Source organism: Dyadobacter sp. CY345 (assembly GCF_021502725.1).
In the GTDB taxonomy this organism is placed as follows: Bacteria; Bacteroidota; Bacteroidia; order Cytophagales; family Spirosomataceae; genus Dyadobacter.
Genome location: NZ_JAKFFS010000001.1, coordinates 1,214,076 through 1,230,535 on the forward strand (window position 1 = coordinate 1,214,076; position 16,460 = coordinate 1,230,535).

Genomic DNA, 16,460 nt, shown 5'->3' on the forward strand with positions numbered 1-16,460 from the left:
AAACATAATATATGAAAACGATACCATTACTGATTTTGGGTGCTGCGGTCTTTCTGGGCTGCAAACAGAAACCCAAAGAAGAAGTTCATTTCAATGACAGGGAAGCTATTCCTGTGAAAGTCTCCGTGGTCAGCGCCCTTGATGTTTCAGGAAATATCACTGCCACAGGACTTGTAAGCACCGAACACGAAGCCAAGTATGGCTTTAAAATAGGCGGGGTGATCAGCCGCATTCTGGTCGAAGAAGGACAATCTTTCAAAAAAGGGCAATTGCTGGCCGTTTTAAATGCAACAGAAATTGCAGCGGGGTTGAGCCAGTCGAATCTGAATGTAGAAAAGGCGCAGCGCGACTATGACCGGGCGGTGAACCTTTACCGCGACAGTGTGTATACCAAAGAACAGTTACAGAATACCAAAACGCTGCTCGACATCGCCAAAAAAGGGGGTGAAACCGTTTCCTTCAACGAGCAGTATTCCAGGATTTACGCTGCCTCCGATGGTTTTGTAGCCCAGCGGGTGGCCTCCGAAGGAGAGGTGATCGCGCCGGGAAGCCCTGTGCTGGTTATCAATGAGACCAAACAGGATGAAAGCTTTCTTCTCAGGGTAGGGCTTACCGATAAGGAGTGGGCCGCTGTTGCTGCCGGACAAAAGGCAACGGTTATTCTGGACGGATATCCGGACAGACCGATTGATGCCTACGTACTGCGCAAGTCTCAAACCGCTGATGCGGCCGCAGCCTCTTTTCAGGTGGAATTAAAATTGAAATTAACTGACATTACACCTGCTGTGGGCATGTTTGGGAAGGCACAAATCGCTACTGGAAAAGCGCAGCACGTGATGAGCATTCCCTATGATGCGTTGGTGGAAGCGGACGGGCATACGGCTTATGCATTCATTTTAAACGGCCCTGGAAAAGTAAAGAAGGTACCAATTGATATTGCCAGTTTCGACAATAAAACAGTGTATCTGAAAAAGGGGGTGAAACCGACCGATCAGGTGGTCATTTCCAATAGCGCCTACTTGAACGAAGAATCTACAATTAAAGTAATACAGTAATCTCAAAGCAATGAAAATTACCAGTTTCGCTGTTAAAAATTATCAGTTTACCCTGATCATTTTCCTTCTGGTTGCTGTTGTGGGCGTGTTGACGCTGCTGACAATGCCACGCTCAGAAGACCCCACTACGCATCCGCCTCAATATCTGGTGACGGTAATCTACCCTGGCACAAGTCCGAAAGACATGGAAGAACAGGTTGTAAAACCCATAGAAAATAAAATTTACGGTCTGGAGAACATCGACAAGATTCTGACCACAGTGGAAGATGGCGTAGCTGCCATTCAGATCAAGTTTAAATATGGTGTCGACGTGGACAATAAGTATCAGGAAATTTCTACGGAAATAAACGCTTTGAAAAACAGCGAGCTTCCCAAAGAAATTTATCAGATCAAGACCGAAAAAATCGCATCCTCTGATGTGAAAATTATTCAGGTTGCGCTCATATCAACTACCGCATCGTCGAAAACACTTAGGGACAATGCCGACATCTTAAAAACCAAGCTGGAAAAGATAACCAACCTGCGGGAGGTGAAATATACTGGCATGCCAGAGCAGGAGATACGGATTGATTTGCAGCTGGACAAGCTCGCGCAGCTGAAAATACCGATGAACCTGGTCGCAGGCAGTCTGCAAAGTGAAGCGGCTGACATTCCCGGAGGAAGTATCCATATGGACAGCAAGGTTTTTAATGTCAAAACCAGCGGCAAGTTCAAAAATGCAGAAGATGTAGCAAATACGGTCATCTACAATGCCAACGGAAAAATCGTATACCTGAAAGATGTTGCCCGGGTGAGCTATAAAGACGGCACGGTTAGCCACATCACCCGCATCAACGGACAGCGCTGTATTTTGGTTACCGCTGCGATGAAAAACGATGTAGACATCAGTCAGGTGAAAACACAGTACACACCTGTCCTGGAAGAATTCAGCGGAACGTTGCCTGCAAATATCAAAATGGTCAAAAACTTTGATCAGGCCGATATGGTTTCCAAGCGGCTGGGTCACCTTGGCTTTGATTTCGGACTGGCCATCCTGCTTGTGATCGTTACACTGCTGCCTTTGGGTTTCAGGCCTTCGCTGATCGTGATGATATCGATACCGCTTTCTCTGGCCCTCGGCCTGATTGCAATGAATCTTCTAGGCTATTCGCTTAATCAGCTTAGTATCGTGGGGCTGGTGGTAGCGCTAGGCCTTTTGGTTGACGATAGCATTGTAGTGGTGGAAAATATTGAAAGGTGGCTTAGGGAAGGACATTCCAGAAAAGATGCCGTCTTAAAAGGTACCAGACAGATTGGGGCAGCCGTAGTAGGTTGTACCGCCACACTTGTCATTGCATTTTTACCACTGGCCTTTTTGCCTGATATGGCAGGAGAATTCATTCGCAGTCTTCCGATGGCGATCATTACCAGTGTACTCGCATCAATGATCGTCGCGCTGACGCTGGTACCTTTTATCGGAAGCAAGATCCTTAAAACCCACGAGCATGGAGAGGGCAATTATTTCCTTAGGAAATTGCAGGGATTTCTGAATTTTTCTTACCGGGGAATCATGCCCGTTGCCTTAAAGTGGCCTAAGGTAACGATTGGCATCTCGCTTGCATTGAGCGTACTGGCGTTTCTGCTTTTCCCGCTGGCAGGATTCAAGCTTTTCCCTACCTCAGAAAAACCGATGTTTCTGATCAATATCAAAATGCCCCTGCAAGCCAATATCCCCGAAAGCGACAGGGCGGCAAGGTTGGTGGAAACGGAGCTGAAAAAGCATGAAGAAATCGTTTATTACACCTCCAATGTAGGAAAAGGCAATCCGCAAATCTACTACAATGTCCACCAGCAGGATATTAAACCGGATTTTGCACAGATTTTTGTGCAGTTGGAAGAAGAAACAAGTCCGGACGCGAAAACAGAGTTGATCAAAAAACTAAGAGGTAAGTTCAGTGATTTTCCTTATGCGAAAATTGAGGTAAAAGATTTTGACCAGGGTACCCCAATTGAAGCCAATATCGTGGTGCGGATTTTTGGAGATAACCAGGATACGCTGCGCTCGCTAACCTTCAAAGTGGAAGAGATACTAAAAAAGCACCCGGGCACCTTTTTTATCAATAACGAGCTAAATACCTATAAGTCGGATGTAAAGATCAGCATCGACAAAGAAAAAGCCAGGACACTGGGCGTGATGACCAGCGACATCGACAAGGTGATCAGACTGGCGGTTGCAGGGCTCAATGTCGGAGATTACATTGATGACAGGGGCGATGCCAGGAATGTGGTCATTACCATCCCACGCGAAAAGTTTTCAAATCTGGATGCCTTAAAAAACCTTTATGTAAGTAACATCCAGGGGCAGCCTGTGCAGGTAGATCAGATTGCGACCATCGGCTTTGAGACCTCGCCAACGGCCATCAACCATTTCAACAAATCGCGGTTTGCAAAAGTTACTTCGCTGACAAAGGACAACATGCTGGCCAACGATATTTTGAAAGATGTTGTGCCGCAGCTTAACAAATTGAAAATGCCGAAGGGTAATTATTACAAATTGTCAGGAGAAGCCGAATCAGAAGGTGATGCGCTGGGCGGAAATTTTCTTTCGGTCATCATTTTAAGCACCTTTCTCTTTATTGGCGTGCTGCTTTTACAATTTAAAACCTTTAAGGGGATCATCATCGTTTTATCAATCATTCCGCTGGGCGTTTTGGGTGGGGTGGTATTCCTGCTAATGACGGGCAATCCGATGTCGCTTGTTTCGATTATTGGTTTTATCGGACTCTCAGGAATACAGGTCAAAAATTCGCTGCTGCTCGTCGATTTTACCAACCAGCTCAGAGCAGAGGGTAAAAGTATCGAGGAAGCGATCAGTATTGCCGGGGAGACAAGGTTTTTGCCTGTTGTGCTTACTTCGATAACGGCCATTTGCGGTCTGATCCCGATTGCAATGAACCCAAATCCACAGATCGCGCCGCTTGCCATAGTACTTATCGGAGGACTGATCAGCTCCACGATTCTATCTCGGATCGTTACCCCGGTGATGTACAAGCTGATTCCGCCAAGCATTGATAATGACATGGATAACGACTGACATAAAACGGTGCAACACCAGATGAATGCAAATGCAACAGTCTGTATTTCAAAACTTTGAAAGTTTCGATTAACGAATCTGATTAAGAAATATTTTAAATTTATAAAGATGAAAATTAAAAACGTCACCCTATTTGGATCAGGAGTGCTGGGTGCCCAGATTGCTTTTCATACTGCATATCACGGTTATGATGTTACATTATTCGATATCAGTGAAGCATTGCTGGAAAATGCGAAGCTGAAATTTGAGCAGTTTAAAGTGCTTTACCAGCAAGATATCAATGCGGACCCTGCCGATCTGGACGCTGCTGTATCACGAGTAAGTTTTACAACCGATCTGGCGGTATCGGTAAAAGATGCAGATCTGACCATTGAAGCAATTCCTGAAAACATTCAGATAAAAAGGATTTTTATACCAGGCTGGCTCTGCTGGCTCCGACAAAAACCATTTTCTGCACCAACTCATCCACGATGCTGCCAAGTCAGTTCGCTGAGCAGACCGGCAGGCCGGATCGGTTTCTGGCGCTGCACTTTGCTAATTATCTGTGGAAGAATAATGTGGCTGAAATTATGAGAAATGCCACAACAGCTCCTGAAATTTTTGAGCAGGTGGTTGCGTTCGCCAAAACAATTGGCATGCTGATTATACCGATCTATAAAGAACAGCCTGGTTATGTAATGAACTCACTTTTAGTGCCCTGGCTGATGGCAGGTCTGGATCTGTACCGGAACGGGTTGCGGGTGCCGCATCCATTGACAAAACCTGGATGAAAACAGTAGGAGCGGATCTTGGGCCTATGGCCATGGCAGACCTTGTAGGAATGAACACCGCCTATAATGTCACGACGTCCTATGCAGAATTGACCGGCGAGCAGGTGTGGAAAGACAGGAGGGATTTTCTGAGGGAAAACTTTATTGCTAAAAACGAGCTCGGTATTTCTACGGGGGAAGGTTTTTACTCGTACCCAAACCCGGGATATCAGAATGCGGATTTTTTGAAATAGTGCATAATTTGAAATGTATCCAATAGGATGAAATTCAATATTCAAATATTACTAACTTAAATTTTATTCAAAATGAAAGAATACATACTCCTTACCGGGGCATCATCTGGTATTGGCTATGAGATGGCCAATTTATTGGCTGCGAAAAAGTTGAACCTGATATTGGTCGCCCGTACCGAATCCAAATTGCAGAAGTTGCAAGCTGAGCTGACAGATGAATATGGCATTCAAGTTGAGTATTTTGCCGCGGACCTATCTGATGTAAATGCTGCGATAAGCCTGCATAAAGCGGTGAAGAAGGAAAATTTTATAGTAACCCACCTGGTCAACAATGCAGGTGTAGGCAACTACGGGCATTTTACAGATACCTCGCTGGAAGAAGAATTAAGCATGATTCATTTAAACATTTCCAGTCTGGTGGTACTGACCAAGCTTTTTGCACAAGATATGGTTAGCCGTAAATCTGGCAGAATTATGAACGTAGGCTCAGTGGTCTCATTTTTACCAATGCCTTATTTTTCTGTTTATTCTGCTACCAAAGCTTTTGTAAAGGCATTTAGTGAAACACTTGATGCCGAATTAGACAGCACTGGTGTTACCGTTATCTCTCTATATCCAGGCACGGTAAAAACTGGCTTTACGACATCCGAAATGCAATCTACAAATCTGCACAAAACCAAACCGATGCATCCTAAAGAAGTGGCAATACAAGGTGTAGACCATCTATTAAAAGGAACCGGAAATAAAGTAGTGGGTTTTCAAAACTGGTTTAATTCTAAACTCCCAAACTTTGTGCCTGATAGTATCATGATGAAGATTAAGAAAGGTTTGGCAAGTCAACGGTAAAATTAGTTTATAAAAATAGCCGGGCTGCAACTTTGGGGCTGGTGATTTTCCACATTAGGATCATCGTCAGCATTCTCTCCGCTTGCGATGACACTGGCGAGCGGACCGAGGTTTTTCCCGATACAGAATGTTCCGGATGTTCAATAGCAAGATTGCAGAACATGGGAGATTATTTGACCATACTCACCTATTACACTCAAAGAGGATTAACAGTGCAGAAAAACTGTCGTGCTGATAATTTGCTGGTTAAGCTCTCTTTCAAAAGGTCGCATGCATCCGTCATAATTAATATTCAGAATGGAAGTAACAGAACGTAAAGTAAGAAAGCATACCGCAACAAGAAAGTTGATTCTTGACACTGCCCTGGATTTATATTTACAGGAAGGCTAGGAGAACACAACGATTCGTAAAATTGCCCAAAAGATAGAATAAAGTCCCACTGCGATCTATCTTCATTATCAAAATAAAAATGCAATTCTCTATGACATGTAAAAAATCGCATTTGATATACTGTTTAAATATCTGAGCGAGAACCAGGCAGATGAAACTCAATATCTGAGGCTAAAAAATCTTGGGAAAGCATATTTTGATTTTGGTGTAAAGTATCCAAAATATTATGATCTGATGTTTATACTTCGTTCACCAATGGAAGCGGTTCAACGAGAGCAGCCTTTTAAGAATTTTCGAGAAACTTATCCGTTCATGCTGGGCATAATGACTGATTGTATATCAACAGATAAATTTAAATATACCGATCCGCAGACGGTCCTATTACAATACTAGGCCATTCTGCATGGTCTGACATCACTATATCTTAATAAACGGTTATCGATGATGGCTACTGATGAACGGCAGACCATTGATTTAATGCTCCAGGCATGGGAGGTTTATATAGGCAGTGTGCAAGTTTAACTATTTGGACATAAAGGACCTAGGCAGCTAATGCTTCCTAATTGGTAACCCGTTGATATCACGATAAATATCTACAACATGGTCGACAAACTCTTCCGGATAATTACCTGAGATAAGAATATCCAAACATTCATCACCATACGCAAGCATTTTGCTGACATTAACGCGTAGCTTGCGTTATTAATAACAATTAGAATATATATTAACGTCGGAATGCCCGTCAAGCCATGGGTGAAATGAATTTCTTCAACAGGAGAAGTCTTGCCTTTCAGCCGGCTTTCTGTTGCAAACTGGGTTTCCTTCCAACGCGTATTGAAAAGATTTTGTATCGACAGTCCAATCGCATATCGGGATTTGTTGTAATTGAGATGCAAATCGTTCACAAATTAGCCTTTGGCCACGGTGCTGTTATCCTCATTAGCGGGCATTGATCCCATGTAACGGTACCGCAGTAAATCGCTCCAGCGACCCGCATTCCGGCAGCTCAGACCTTTACAGTGTGTTACACTAGCTTCATCTATTGACAATAAATTGCTTAATTTTTTATTTTTTCGAGTAGTGCATTTTAGCTTTTTACAAAATAAAAAAATGCACCTATATAGGAGACGAAAGGCCTTTTGTCAAAGGTTATACCAGCCTTTCTTTAATCGCCAGGCTGACAGCCTCAGTTGCGCTATTTACGTATAGCTTGTCATAAATGTTCCGAATGTGATTGTTAACAGTGTTATAAGTGATACCACACGCTGATGCAATCAGCTTGTAGCTATAACCTTTTACCAGAAAGCCAAGGATATGCTTTTCGCGTTCGGTAAGATGATAGTCTTTTTTTGCCTGACTTTCAGCAGAGAAGTGCTTCAGAACCTTCGCTGCAATACTACCTGTTATTGGGGCACCGCCATCGAGCACCTCCCTTAAACTTTCGAGAAATCTTTCAGGGCTTGTTTTTTTTAGAATGTAGCCGTTTGCACCGGCTCTCAGGCTGCCAAAGATGCGCTCATCTTCTTCAAAGTTGGTCTGGATCAATACCGGCAAAGCGTCAAAATGTTTTCGTACAAGCTTGGTTGCGTCAATGCCGTTTAAACCGGGCATGTCAATGTCCATGAGCACAAGGTCCGGTTTAGAACTGCTGATATCAGCTACCAGGTTATTGGCATTGGGAAAAGTACCGTTACAGGTAAATCCAGCAGAAAGATTCAGCAACATTGCTACGCTGTTAAGCCTTTCCTGATTGTCGTCGAAAATTATAATCCTTGATCTCATCCCGTAAATTTAATTACTCTTACACAGGAATTAAATAGCAAATATTTGTTAGATCAGTTCTATCTTAAAAACCAGCGAAATGGTGGTGCCTCTGTCTTTTTCGGGCTGTATCATGAGCTTGCCTTTCATCTGGGCTGCGCGCTGCAGCATGTTTGTGATGCCGTTTCCCCGTTTGGCATTCGCAAGGTCAAATCCTTTACCATTGTCTATGATGATCATGTTGACTCCGCCATTTACGTAGTTAATATTGACCTGCAAAGTATTGCATTCGGCATACTTGGCGGCATTGTTGATCGCCTCCTTAAAGATCAGGTAAAGATTTTTGCGGGTCTGCATGTCGATCTTCCTATTTTCAAGCCTTGGGTCGGTTTTGAAACGGAATGAAATACCTTTGGACTCTGCAATACCGCTTCCGAAACGAAACATGCGGGCAAACACATCCTGTATATCGTCGCTGCCTGTTTTTACACTCCATACAATGTCACTGAGTCCTTCCTGGACCTGCTGGGCATTTTCTTTTATTTTTTGTACAACCTGCTTATGTTCGGCTTTATCCATTTGCATCAACAGTGCCTGGCTATAAAAAGTAATACTGCTCAGCGTGCTGCCAATTTCGTCGTGCATATCTGCACTGATGCCATTCCGTATTTGCTGGATATGCAAAACCTGAGCGAGCTGGTACCGGTAAAAAAGGTATATTAAAAAACCAATGGCCAGCGTGCTGAGTATAAAAAACCAGATAGATCTATACCACGGTGTAACTACTTTGATAAGGGCCTGCCATTCTTGTACTCCCCATTCCGCTCCTGCCACAGACACTTGTACCCGCAGCTTGTAATTGCCCGGCGGCAGACTGCTTAAAAGTAACTTGTTTCCATTTTCGAATATGTGCCAGCGGTCATCGTCCCATCCTTCCAGTTGATAGCGAAAACGGTTGAGTGAAGTATCGTGATAATCAGGACTCATAAAGGAAAAAGCAAAAAGTCGATCGTCCGGATAAAAAATGATCTGGTGATTCGACTGGTGGTTTGTGACTGTATCTATTCTATTTTGGGCCGCATCGTATTTGGAATAGGATATCAGTTGTAATCCGTGCTCTTTTTTTACGGTGGTATCAATCTGGGCAGGATCAAATGCAACTATTCCGTTCAAGCCGCCAAAATAAAGTGTGCCGTCCTGTGATTTGAGATAAGATCCATGGTTGAACTCCATATGCGGCAAACCGTCCAAAATACCATAGTTGTAAAATTTTTGAGTAAGGGTGTTGAAGCGGGATAAACCTTTGTTGGTGCTTAACCAAAGGTTTCCACGTTTATCAGGCAGGGAAGCATAAATGTTATTATCTGGCAGGCCATCCTCGGTGGTAAAAAGTTGAGCTTTTTTCAATGTAGTATCAATGCGTATCAATCCCTGCGCCGATCCGGCCCACAATGCATTGTTATGCCAGACACTATGAAATATTTGCAATGCAGGCAGCTTGATCTTATCTGTGGTACCCTGCCCGTAATGTTCTTTAATGGTTGCATCCTGATTCAGGATATACAAACCGTTTGTTGTGCTTACCAAAATTCGGTTATTCGGCCAGGGCATGAAGTGATTTACCCGTTCATTTTTTATATAACTGCCTGCTTTGTCGTTCAGCAAAACCGGCTTCAGGTTCCGGATATCAATCATGGCCATTCCGCCCCAGGTGCCCATCCAGAAGGTGTGATCATTCAACTTATAAAATGAAGTAAAGCCGCGACCACTGACAAAAGGAAATTCCACCGGGTAGTACTCTTCGGTCTCCGTTTTGATTCTAATAAATTGGGTACCATCCGTAATGGCATAAACCTGTTTTCCTGAAAACAATACCTTGTAAGGAATCACATGGTCACCCGGAATATTCTTTGGACGATGTAGTACCATATGCCTGTCTCTATTTTGCAACGGATCAATTTGGTGGAACATGTAGGCCATACTATCAGCGTGATAGCCATATGAGCACACCCAAATTCTTCCAGTGCTGTCCTCAGTAATGCCCCTGATGCTGCTGCCGATATCGCCGGGCTTTTCCAACGGAACACTCAGATATTTTCTAAAAACTTCTTGCGTCAGAGTGATTTTAAAGAGGCCGTCGACGCATGATATCCAAAAACTATTATCAGAACTCAGAAAGGTGGTAAAGAAAAAAATACTAGCGCCTGATTTTTGCTGCAACCGGTTCGTCAATGTGGTGAACTCGCCCGTTTTTTGATTTAAAAAGCCCACTTCTTCTTTCTCTTTATACCATGCATACCCTTTTGAATCCTGGTGAATAATGTCAGGAATGATCGGCGTGTCAACTTCCAGCAAAGGGCCAAAAGTCTGCTTTGCAAAGAAGTATTTACGCATCCGGCTTTTTGTGCTTTCCGGTTGTTTGTAATAAATGATTATACCTTCCGGGCCTGATTGTACAATGTTGGCAACCCTCCAATGCATACCAGGGTGCACCGCTTCCATCAAGTTGATCCGTCGAACCAGCGTTGCCTTTTCATTGATCACATCCAGGAAATTACTTTCATTATACGCAAACACGTTATTTTGGTCATCACAAAAAAGCTTGGTGACTACACTTTTTATTGTATTCCCGGAGTAGGCTGGGGGTGTATACAGGGCAATGGGAGCAGCATTTTTATCGATCTTCACCAGTCTGCCAGCGGATATAGATACCCAGGCATTTTGCTTTTTGTCAAAAAAAATATTAAGGTTTTGTTTGGTAACGACTTCTTTAATGTAACGCGAAGGGTCAACGGTTTTGCAGGTAAAATTGACTGGGTCGATAATGCTGACGCCATTGTTATGCGCCACCCAAAGATTGCCTCCGGCTCCGGTCCGTATCTGATTAATCAAAGTGCGGCTGCCAATCGAACTTGTTAGTATGCCCGTGAAGTTCTGAAATGTATATCCATCATACCGCCACAGGTCCAGGCCGGTACCAACCCACATAAATCCACGGCCATCCTGCGACAGACTGCGTGTATTTCGTGTGGGCAGTCCTTGTTCAGGCCCTAACAGCTGAATGTTTATACGAGTTTTGGGTGCTTGCGCGCTGCATGGAAATACATAAGTCTGGAATACAACAAGAAGAAATCCAAAGCTGTACAGTTTTATTGGTTGTCCTAAGTGCCGGAACCCTGGAAGTTTGCTTTGCATGCAATAATATATATCGTTGAAAGGGAACTCAAATATATACGCGTAAACTTGATAACTGCGGTAAAAATCAGATACTACTTATTAACCGGTAGGCACAAAAAGGTGTTTCGATTCAATATACTACGTGTATAGCAAGAATTTGCTATTGTGGTTTGTAACCTCGTTAGTTTCCTTTGTCACAAGAAAAATCTGCGTCTGTATATTTCCGGCAACTACACTGATTACTTCTGAAATATGTAGTTTTTAACATCTATCGATTTACTCAACATTCTTAAACTTTACTCGCAATGAAGAAGTTATACCTTTCCTACTTCAGTCCTCTCTCGGTTATCCTGCTGCTGTTTTTTACGACTCATTCACAGCTTTTCGGAGCGTTCTGCCGTGTTCAGCAAACTGTTAAGCCAACTATCCTAAAATCAATACTACGAAATTGCACCCATGCATTTTATGCGTGGCTGTTCCTGATCATCCGGCAGGGATTCAACAAATGTTCTTTTTTTCTCCTTTGCATTCAATTATTACCAAAACATAATATTCAAAGAAATGAAAACAATATTCTTTTTATTGTTCGTGCTTGTTCTTTCTGTTCCAAGTTGCATTGACCACATGGAACCGATTCCGGAAGCGAAATCATTCTCCTCTTCAACAATTGTAAGCGGATTAAAAGCACCAGTCGGAATCGCGGTTGACGACAAGGGAAATTTGTGGGTGACCGAAGCTGGGACGGGAAATAACAATGATGATGCAAGTCTGTCGATGATTACCCCGTCCGGTACTAAAACAACATATGTGGCAGGTCTTAAATCGGTTACCAACCAGGGTTCGATCGAAGGAATTAGTCATTTACTCTACCGTGAGGGGAAATTGTATTTTCTGCATGGTCTGAATGGCACGCTTTATACGGCCGATGTCTCGTCGTTCAAAACAGGCGATGCTGCTGTGAAACTTGTTGATATTCCATCTGAGGATGTGGGAAACTATGTTAGGAGCCTCGCATTGACAAATCCGTTGAATTCCAATGCATATGATCTTACGTTTGGACCAGATGGCCACTTGTTCATTGTGGACGCCGGTAGCAATGCAATGATTAAAAGAGATAAGGCTACGGGGAAATTAAGCCTCTTCGCCCACTTCCCCGACGTAGCACCGGGAGTAGATGCTGTACCAACCGGTATTGTTTACGACGGCAGTAGATTTCTTTTAAGTTCATTGACAGGTTTCCCTTTTACACCAGGAAGTGCAAAAATTTTCCAAGTTGACAATGATGGAATTGTTAGCATACACAAAGATAAGTTCACGACGCTGACCGGTATTGCACTTTCGGTCAATGGCAAACCTATTGTCATTCAGCATGGCATTTTCGGTGCAATGGGATTTGGAGCAAAGTCGGGCAAGGTGTTGGATGGGGAGGGGAATACACTCCTTGATAACATATCGAGGCCAACCGGCATCGTTCGTGCGGGTGACAGGGTTTTCTATCTGCTAAGCTACCTGGACGGCACAATAAGTAAGCTCACTTATTAATAAAATAAGGTTATAACTTCATTCCTTCTGAACATCAAAGTGAAAGCACTCAAAATCATCGGCAAAATACTAGCCGGACTCGCTGTTATCATTGGATTAGGCATCATTTATGTTAAAGCCGCCTTGCCCAAAACTGGGCCGGCACCGGATATAAAAATAGTTCGGACCGCGGCCCGTATCGAACGTGGTAAGTATCTGGCAAATCATGTAACAGTATGTATGGATTGCCACAGCACCCGCGATTGGTCGCAATATGCAGGACCATTAACCGGAGCGTTGGGCGTTGGAGGAGAGGAGTTTAACCAGAAAATGGGCTTTCCTGGAAGATTTTATGCACCCAATATCACGCCCTACACATTAGCCGGATGGACGGACGGAGAAATTTTCCGTGCCGTCACAACCGGTGTCAGCAAAAGCGGAAAAGCTTTGTTTCCAGTAATGGCTTATCACCGTTTCGGTCAACTTGATAAGGAAGATATTTATTCTGTGATTGCCTACATCCGCGAGTTACCGCCAGTGAAAAAAGATATTCCTAAGTCTGAACCGGATTTCCCTGTCAACATCCTTATCAATACAATGCCTCAAAAAGCTTCTTTTGCAACCCGGCCTGCGGAAGAGGATCAGTTGGCTTACGGAAAGTATCTTATCACTGCGACGGGATGTGTCGATTGCCATAGCCAGACAGATAAGGGCAAAATAATTCCAGGAACAGAATTTGGAGGAGGTATGGAATTCGCCAGCGCGAATGGTATTATTCGCTCGCCTAACATCACGATGCACAAAGAAAATGGCATAGGAAACTGGACAAAAGAAGCTTTTGTTGCCCGTTTCAAAGCCTACATTGATAGTGGCTATGTTTCCCCCAAGCTACTGCCTGGTGAAATCAACACACCTATGCCGTGGACAATGTACGCGGGTATGAAGGAGCAGGATCTGGGCGCTATTTATGCTTACCTAAATACAATTCAACCTATCAATCATCAGGTTGCAAGAATTGAAAAGAAGTAGCGAAAATATCAGATAACTAAGCCTGTAAATCCTATCTAATTTTTAGAAATCCTGATTATAGAGCCTAAAAATATGTGCTGTTGACCAATTAAGGTATCAAGCGATTGTGTGTATCGGTCATTTGTTATTTAACCAACTACTACTCCATTATGAAAAAATTACTTCAAACGCTTGCAGAATCTGTTTTTATCAAAAGACTGGTGTGTACCATGGCATTCGCCGGTATTGTATCGTTTTTTAATGTTCAGGGACAGGGAACTATCGTTGTTTCTAAAAAAGTAGAGCTGGACTTTTCTCCTGGTGCAAACTTTGGCTTTACCTCCAATATTCCGTCCAGTTCATCCTTCACGTTGAATGACGATCCCGCATTTATCTCAGTACAGGATTTGGGTATAGGGAACAACAACACGATGTGGGTTGTCGCTGCTCCTGCATCAGGAACCGGTAATGGAAACGTTTATTATAGGACGGCAGGTTCGGCCGACTGGATACAAACGGGTGGCTCGGGAACCCGGATAGATGTAAACACCTTAGGTACAGCAGTCCTTATCAATCAACAAGGATCCCAGTTTCTGTGGACCGAAAGTTCAGGATTCGTTCAGCAAACAGCTTCAACATTCAACGCTGTTGATGTCGGTGTTTTCTCAGGTAGTGGCCAGAACGTTTTTTTTCTGGCAAATAATAGTACTGCCGGTTGCAACGTACTCGTGCGCCGTTCAGGACCAGCAAATTATATCAACTACACAAACATTTGTGGCAGCCGCCTCGATGTAGCTCAGGATGGCTCTGTTTATGTACTTAATGAAACAGCAGGACAGGTATATCACGTGGTGTTCTCGGCAGATAATCTTACTGCTACTATTTCCCAAACATATAATACATCTGCTTTATCATTCAACGATATTGCGGTTGCAGTGGATGGCAGTGTTTGGGCTGTCAACGCTACACGTTGTTATCGTTTGACCAGTGGGAATTGGGTAGTTGATCCAAGCTCAAGTGGCGTCGGGTCCGGCAGCAATGCGGCTGGTATATCGGTCGGAAGTGAGGGGGATACTCCCATCATTACATCCAATGCTAAAAGTAATGTGGCTAACATGCTTCGGGGAAGGATTTTTCAGCGCAGGCAAGATGGCAGCTGGATGAATGATCATGCTGTCCGTTCCTCGACAGCAAGTAACAGTATCATTTTCACTGTTCCTGCCGGAAGCTATACGGTAGTAGAGAATGCTTCTGCCTGGCAACTTACCAGCATAAATACAGCAGGAGGTTCTGTGACTAAAAACCTCGCGTCCCGCAGTGCAACCCTCACGATTGCGGGAGGGGAAACAGTGCATTTGGAGTTTGTTAATGAAGGGCATGATTATGGAGATGCTCCTGATACTTACGGCACGCAGACAGCCAGTATTGGGGCATCACACAAAATAACAAACTTATTAACACTGGGCAGCAAGATCGATCCTGAGTTAGGCGCTGATCCGGGCTCGACTGCAAAGGGTGATAATGAGACCGGTATCAATGATGAAGATGGAGTTTCGGCATTCCCCGCAATTACTGGCGGAGCGAGCAGCACAATTACGAATTACACTGTCAATGTTTCTGCCGTAAATGCCACAACATCTACTGCTAACCTATGCGGTTGGATTGACTGGAACAATAATGGAACCTTTGAGGCAGGAGAAGGAATTTGTAAGACATTGGCACCAGCCAGCACCGGAACAACTTTGGTATGGCCGGCGGCATCACTCGTCTACGCAACGGGTATGTCCGGGGTATATGCAAGATTCAGGTTGACGACAGGTACACTAACGGCTGGAAATTTCAAAGGCGCTGCCGCTGATGGTGAAGTGGAGGATTACTTTCTAGCATTTGCGGATCCACTTCCAGTGAAACTGAAAACTTTCGAAGCTTCGGTGCATGAGCAAAATGTATCACTTGATTGGATAACGACGGAGGAATTGAATGCTGATCGCTTCGAGGTTGAACATAGTTTGAATGGTAAAACATGGAGTTTTGTTGGAACTGTTGCGGCAAGAGGTGAAAGTAGTGTTCAGATAAATTATACATTTGAGCATAAGACTCCTTCGGATGGTCTAAACTTATACCGCCTGAAAATGATAGATGCTGACAACACCTTCGCATTCAGCAGAATTGTTAGTATATCTCTGGATAAAAATCTGACACTCACTGCCTATCCCAACCCAACGAGTAGCAGGGTGATGATAAGTAATTACGATCAGGTGAAGCAATTTACAATGTTTAATGCTTCAGGTGTAAAAATCGTCGAAACCCCAAAGATTTCAGCAGAGGGAATTGACGTTACAAAGTTGCAACAAGGTTTTTACATAATTACTTTAATCCGATTTGATGGTTCTGTCAGCACACAGAAGGTACTGCTTGTTAAATAGAAGTTTGATAAAACAGGCAGAAGCCACCAAATGGGGATAAGATCGATTAAATTTTATAATCTACGTTACATGTAAATTCAGAACATTCTAACTTGCCCGATAGCCGGATTGGATGTTCACTTTTCTGGAGAAAATGCCCCTGCCAGAGTTAGATGCATGTCATTGATAAAATTTCATTGCCAAAATGAGCATTTAGGCGG

The 16,460-nt window shown here is 43.6% G+C and carries 10 protein-coding genes and 1 pseudogene; 8 read left to right on the forward strand and 3 right to left on the reverse strand.

The window, feature by feature from the left end:
• Window positions 1-11: 11 nt before the first annotated feature.
• The 5 genes and pseudogenes from L0657_RS05095 to L0657_RS05115 all read left to right on the forward strand — a co-directional run bounded on the left by L0657_RS05095 (window position 12) and on the right by L0657_RS05115 (window position 5,977).
• On the forward strand, window positions 12-1,055 hold the full coding sequence (locus tag L0657_RS05095; protein WP_235149333.1) for an efflux RND transporter periplasmic adaptor subunit: 1,044 nt from the start codon (window positions 12-14) through the stop codon (window positions 1,053-1,055).
• 10 nt (window positions 1,056-1,065) lie between these two features.
• Complete coding sequence (locus tag L0657_RS05100; protein WP_235149334.1) at window positions 1,066-4,128, forward strand: efflux RND transporter permease subunit; 3,063 nt, start codon at window positions 1,066-1,068, stop codon at window positions 4,126-4,128.
• Window positions 4,129-4,236: 108 nt separating this feature from the next.
• Window positions 4,237-4,898: pseudogene (locus tag L0657_RS05105) on the forward strand (3-hydroxyacyl-CoA dehydrogenase NAD-binding domain-containing protein).
• Complete coding sequence (locus L0657_RS05110) at window positions 4,895-5,131, forward strand: 3-hydroxyacyl-CoA dehydrogenase family protein (RefSeq protein WP_235149335.1); 237 nt, start codon at window positions 4,895-4,897, stop codon at window positions 5,129-5,131. Before L0657_RS05105 ends, L0657_RS05110 begins: the two are co-directional and overlap by 4 nt.
• 72 nt (window positions 5,132-5,203) lie before the next feature.
• Entirely contained in the window at window positions 5,204-5,977 is a 774-nt protein-coding gene (locus tag L0657_RS05115) for an SDR family oxidoreductase (protein WP_235149336.1), read from the forward strand.
• A 983-nt stretch (window positions 5,978-6,960) separates the two neighbouring features.
• Here the strand turns inward: L0657_RS05115 and L0657_RS28025 are convergent.
• The 3 genes from L0657_RS28025 to L0657_RS05130 form a co-directional block, all read right to left on the reverse strand.
• Entirely contained in the window at window positions 6,961-7,272 is a 312-nt protein-coding gene (locus tag L0657_RS28025) for a hypothetical protein (RefSeq protein ID WP_310588260.1), read from the reverse strand.
• 244 nt (window positions 7,273-7,516) lie between these two features.
• The gene (locus tag L0657_RS05125; protein WP_235149337.1) at window positions 7,517-8,149 is read right to left on the reverse strand and encodes a response regulator transcription factor; all 633 of its coding nucleotides are present in this window, start codon (window positions 8,147-8,149) and stop codon (window positions 7,517-7,519) included.
• A gap of 48 nt (window positions 8,150-8,197) precedes the next feature.
• Window positions 8,198-11,323 carry a two-component regulator propeller domain-containing protein gene (locus tag L0657_RS05130; RefSeq protein ID WP_235149338.1) on the reverse strand — a complete coding sequence of 1,042 codons (3,126 nt, stop codon included), beginning with the start codon at window positions 11,321-11,323 and terminating at the stop codon, window positions 8,198-8,200.
• 543 nt (window positions 11,324-11,866) lie between these two features.
• Here L0657_RS05130 and L0657_RS05135 point away from each other — a divergent pair.
• The 3 genes from L0657_RS05135 (at window position 11,867) to L0657_RS05145 (ending at window position 16,260) form a co-directional block, all read left to right on the forward strand.
• Complete coding sequence (locus L0657_RS05135) at window positions 11,867-12,847, forward strand: ScyD/ScyE family protein (RefSeq protein WP_235149339.1); 981 nt, start codon at window positions 11,867-11,869, stop codon at window positions 12,845-12,847.
• 39 nt (window positions 12,848-12,886) lie between these two features.
• A complete protein-coding gene (locus tag L0657_RS05140) occupies window positions 12,887-13,855 on the forward strand; it encodes a c-type cytochrome (protein WP_235149340.1) in 969 nt (322 codons plus the stop codon).
• Between the two features lie 149 nt (window positions 13,856-14,004).
• Window positions 14,005-16,260 carry a T9SS type A sorting domain-containing protein gene (locus L0657_RS05145; RefSeq protein ID WP_235149341.1) on the forward strand — a complete coding sequence of 752 codons (2,256 nt, stop codon included), beginning with the start codon at window positions 14,005-14,007 and terminating at the stop codon, window positions 16,258-16,260.
• Window positions 16,261-16,460 lie beyond the last annotated feature (200 nt).

What these genes read in the sequence shown, in the direction of transcription:
- L0657_RS05095 (WP_235149333.1), top strand. Translation starts at nt 12, where the DNA reads ATGAAAACGATACCATTACTGATTTTGGGTGCTGCGGTCTTTCTGGGC.
- L0657_RS05100 (WP_235149334.1), top strand. Translation starts at nt 1,066, where the DNA reads ATGAAAATTACCAGTTTCGCTGTTAAAAATTATCAGTTTACCCTGATC.
- L0657_RS05110 (WP_235149335.1), top strand. Translation starts at nt 4,895, where the DNA reads ATGAAAACAGTAGGAGCGGATCTTGGGCCTATGGCCATGGCAGACCTT.
- L0657_RS05115 (WP_235149336.1), top strand. Translation starts at nt 5,204, where the DNA reads ATGAAAGAATACATACTCCTTACCGGGGCATCATCTGGTATTGGCTAT.
- L0657_RS05125 (WP_235149337.1), bottom strand. Translation starts at nt 8,149, where the DNA reads ATGAGATCAAGGATTATAATTTTCGACGACAATCAGGAAAGGCTTAAC.
- L0657_RS05130 (WP_235149338.1), bottom strand. Translation starts at nt 11,323, where the DNA reads ATGCAAAGCAAACTTCCAGGGTTCCGGCACTTAGGACAACCAATAAAA.
- L0657_RS05135 (WP_235149339.1), top strand. Translation starts at nt 11,867, where the DNA reads ATGAAAACAATATTCTTTTTATTGTTCGTGCTTGTTCTTTCTGTTCCA.
- L0657_RS05145 (WP_235149341.1), top strand. Translation starts at nt 14,005, where the DNA reads ATGAAAAAATTACTTCAAACGCTTGCAGAATCTGTTTTTATCAAAAGA.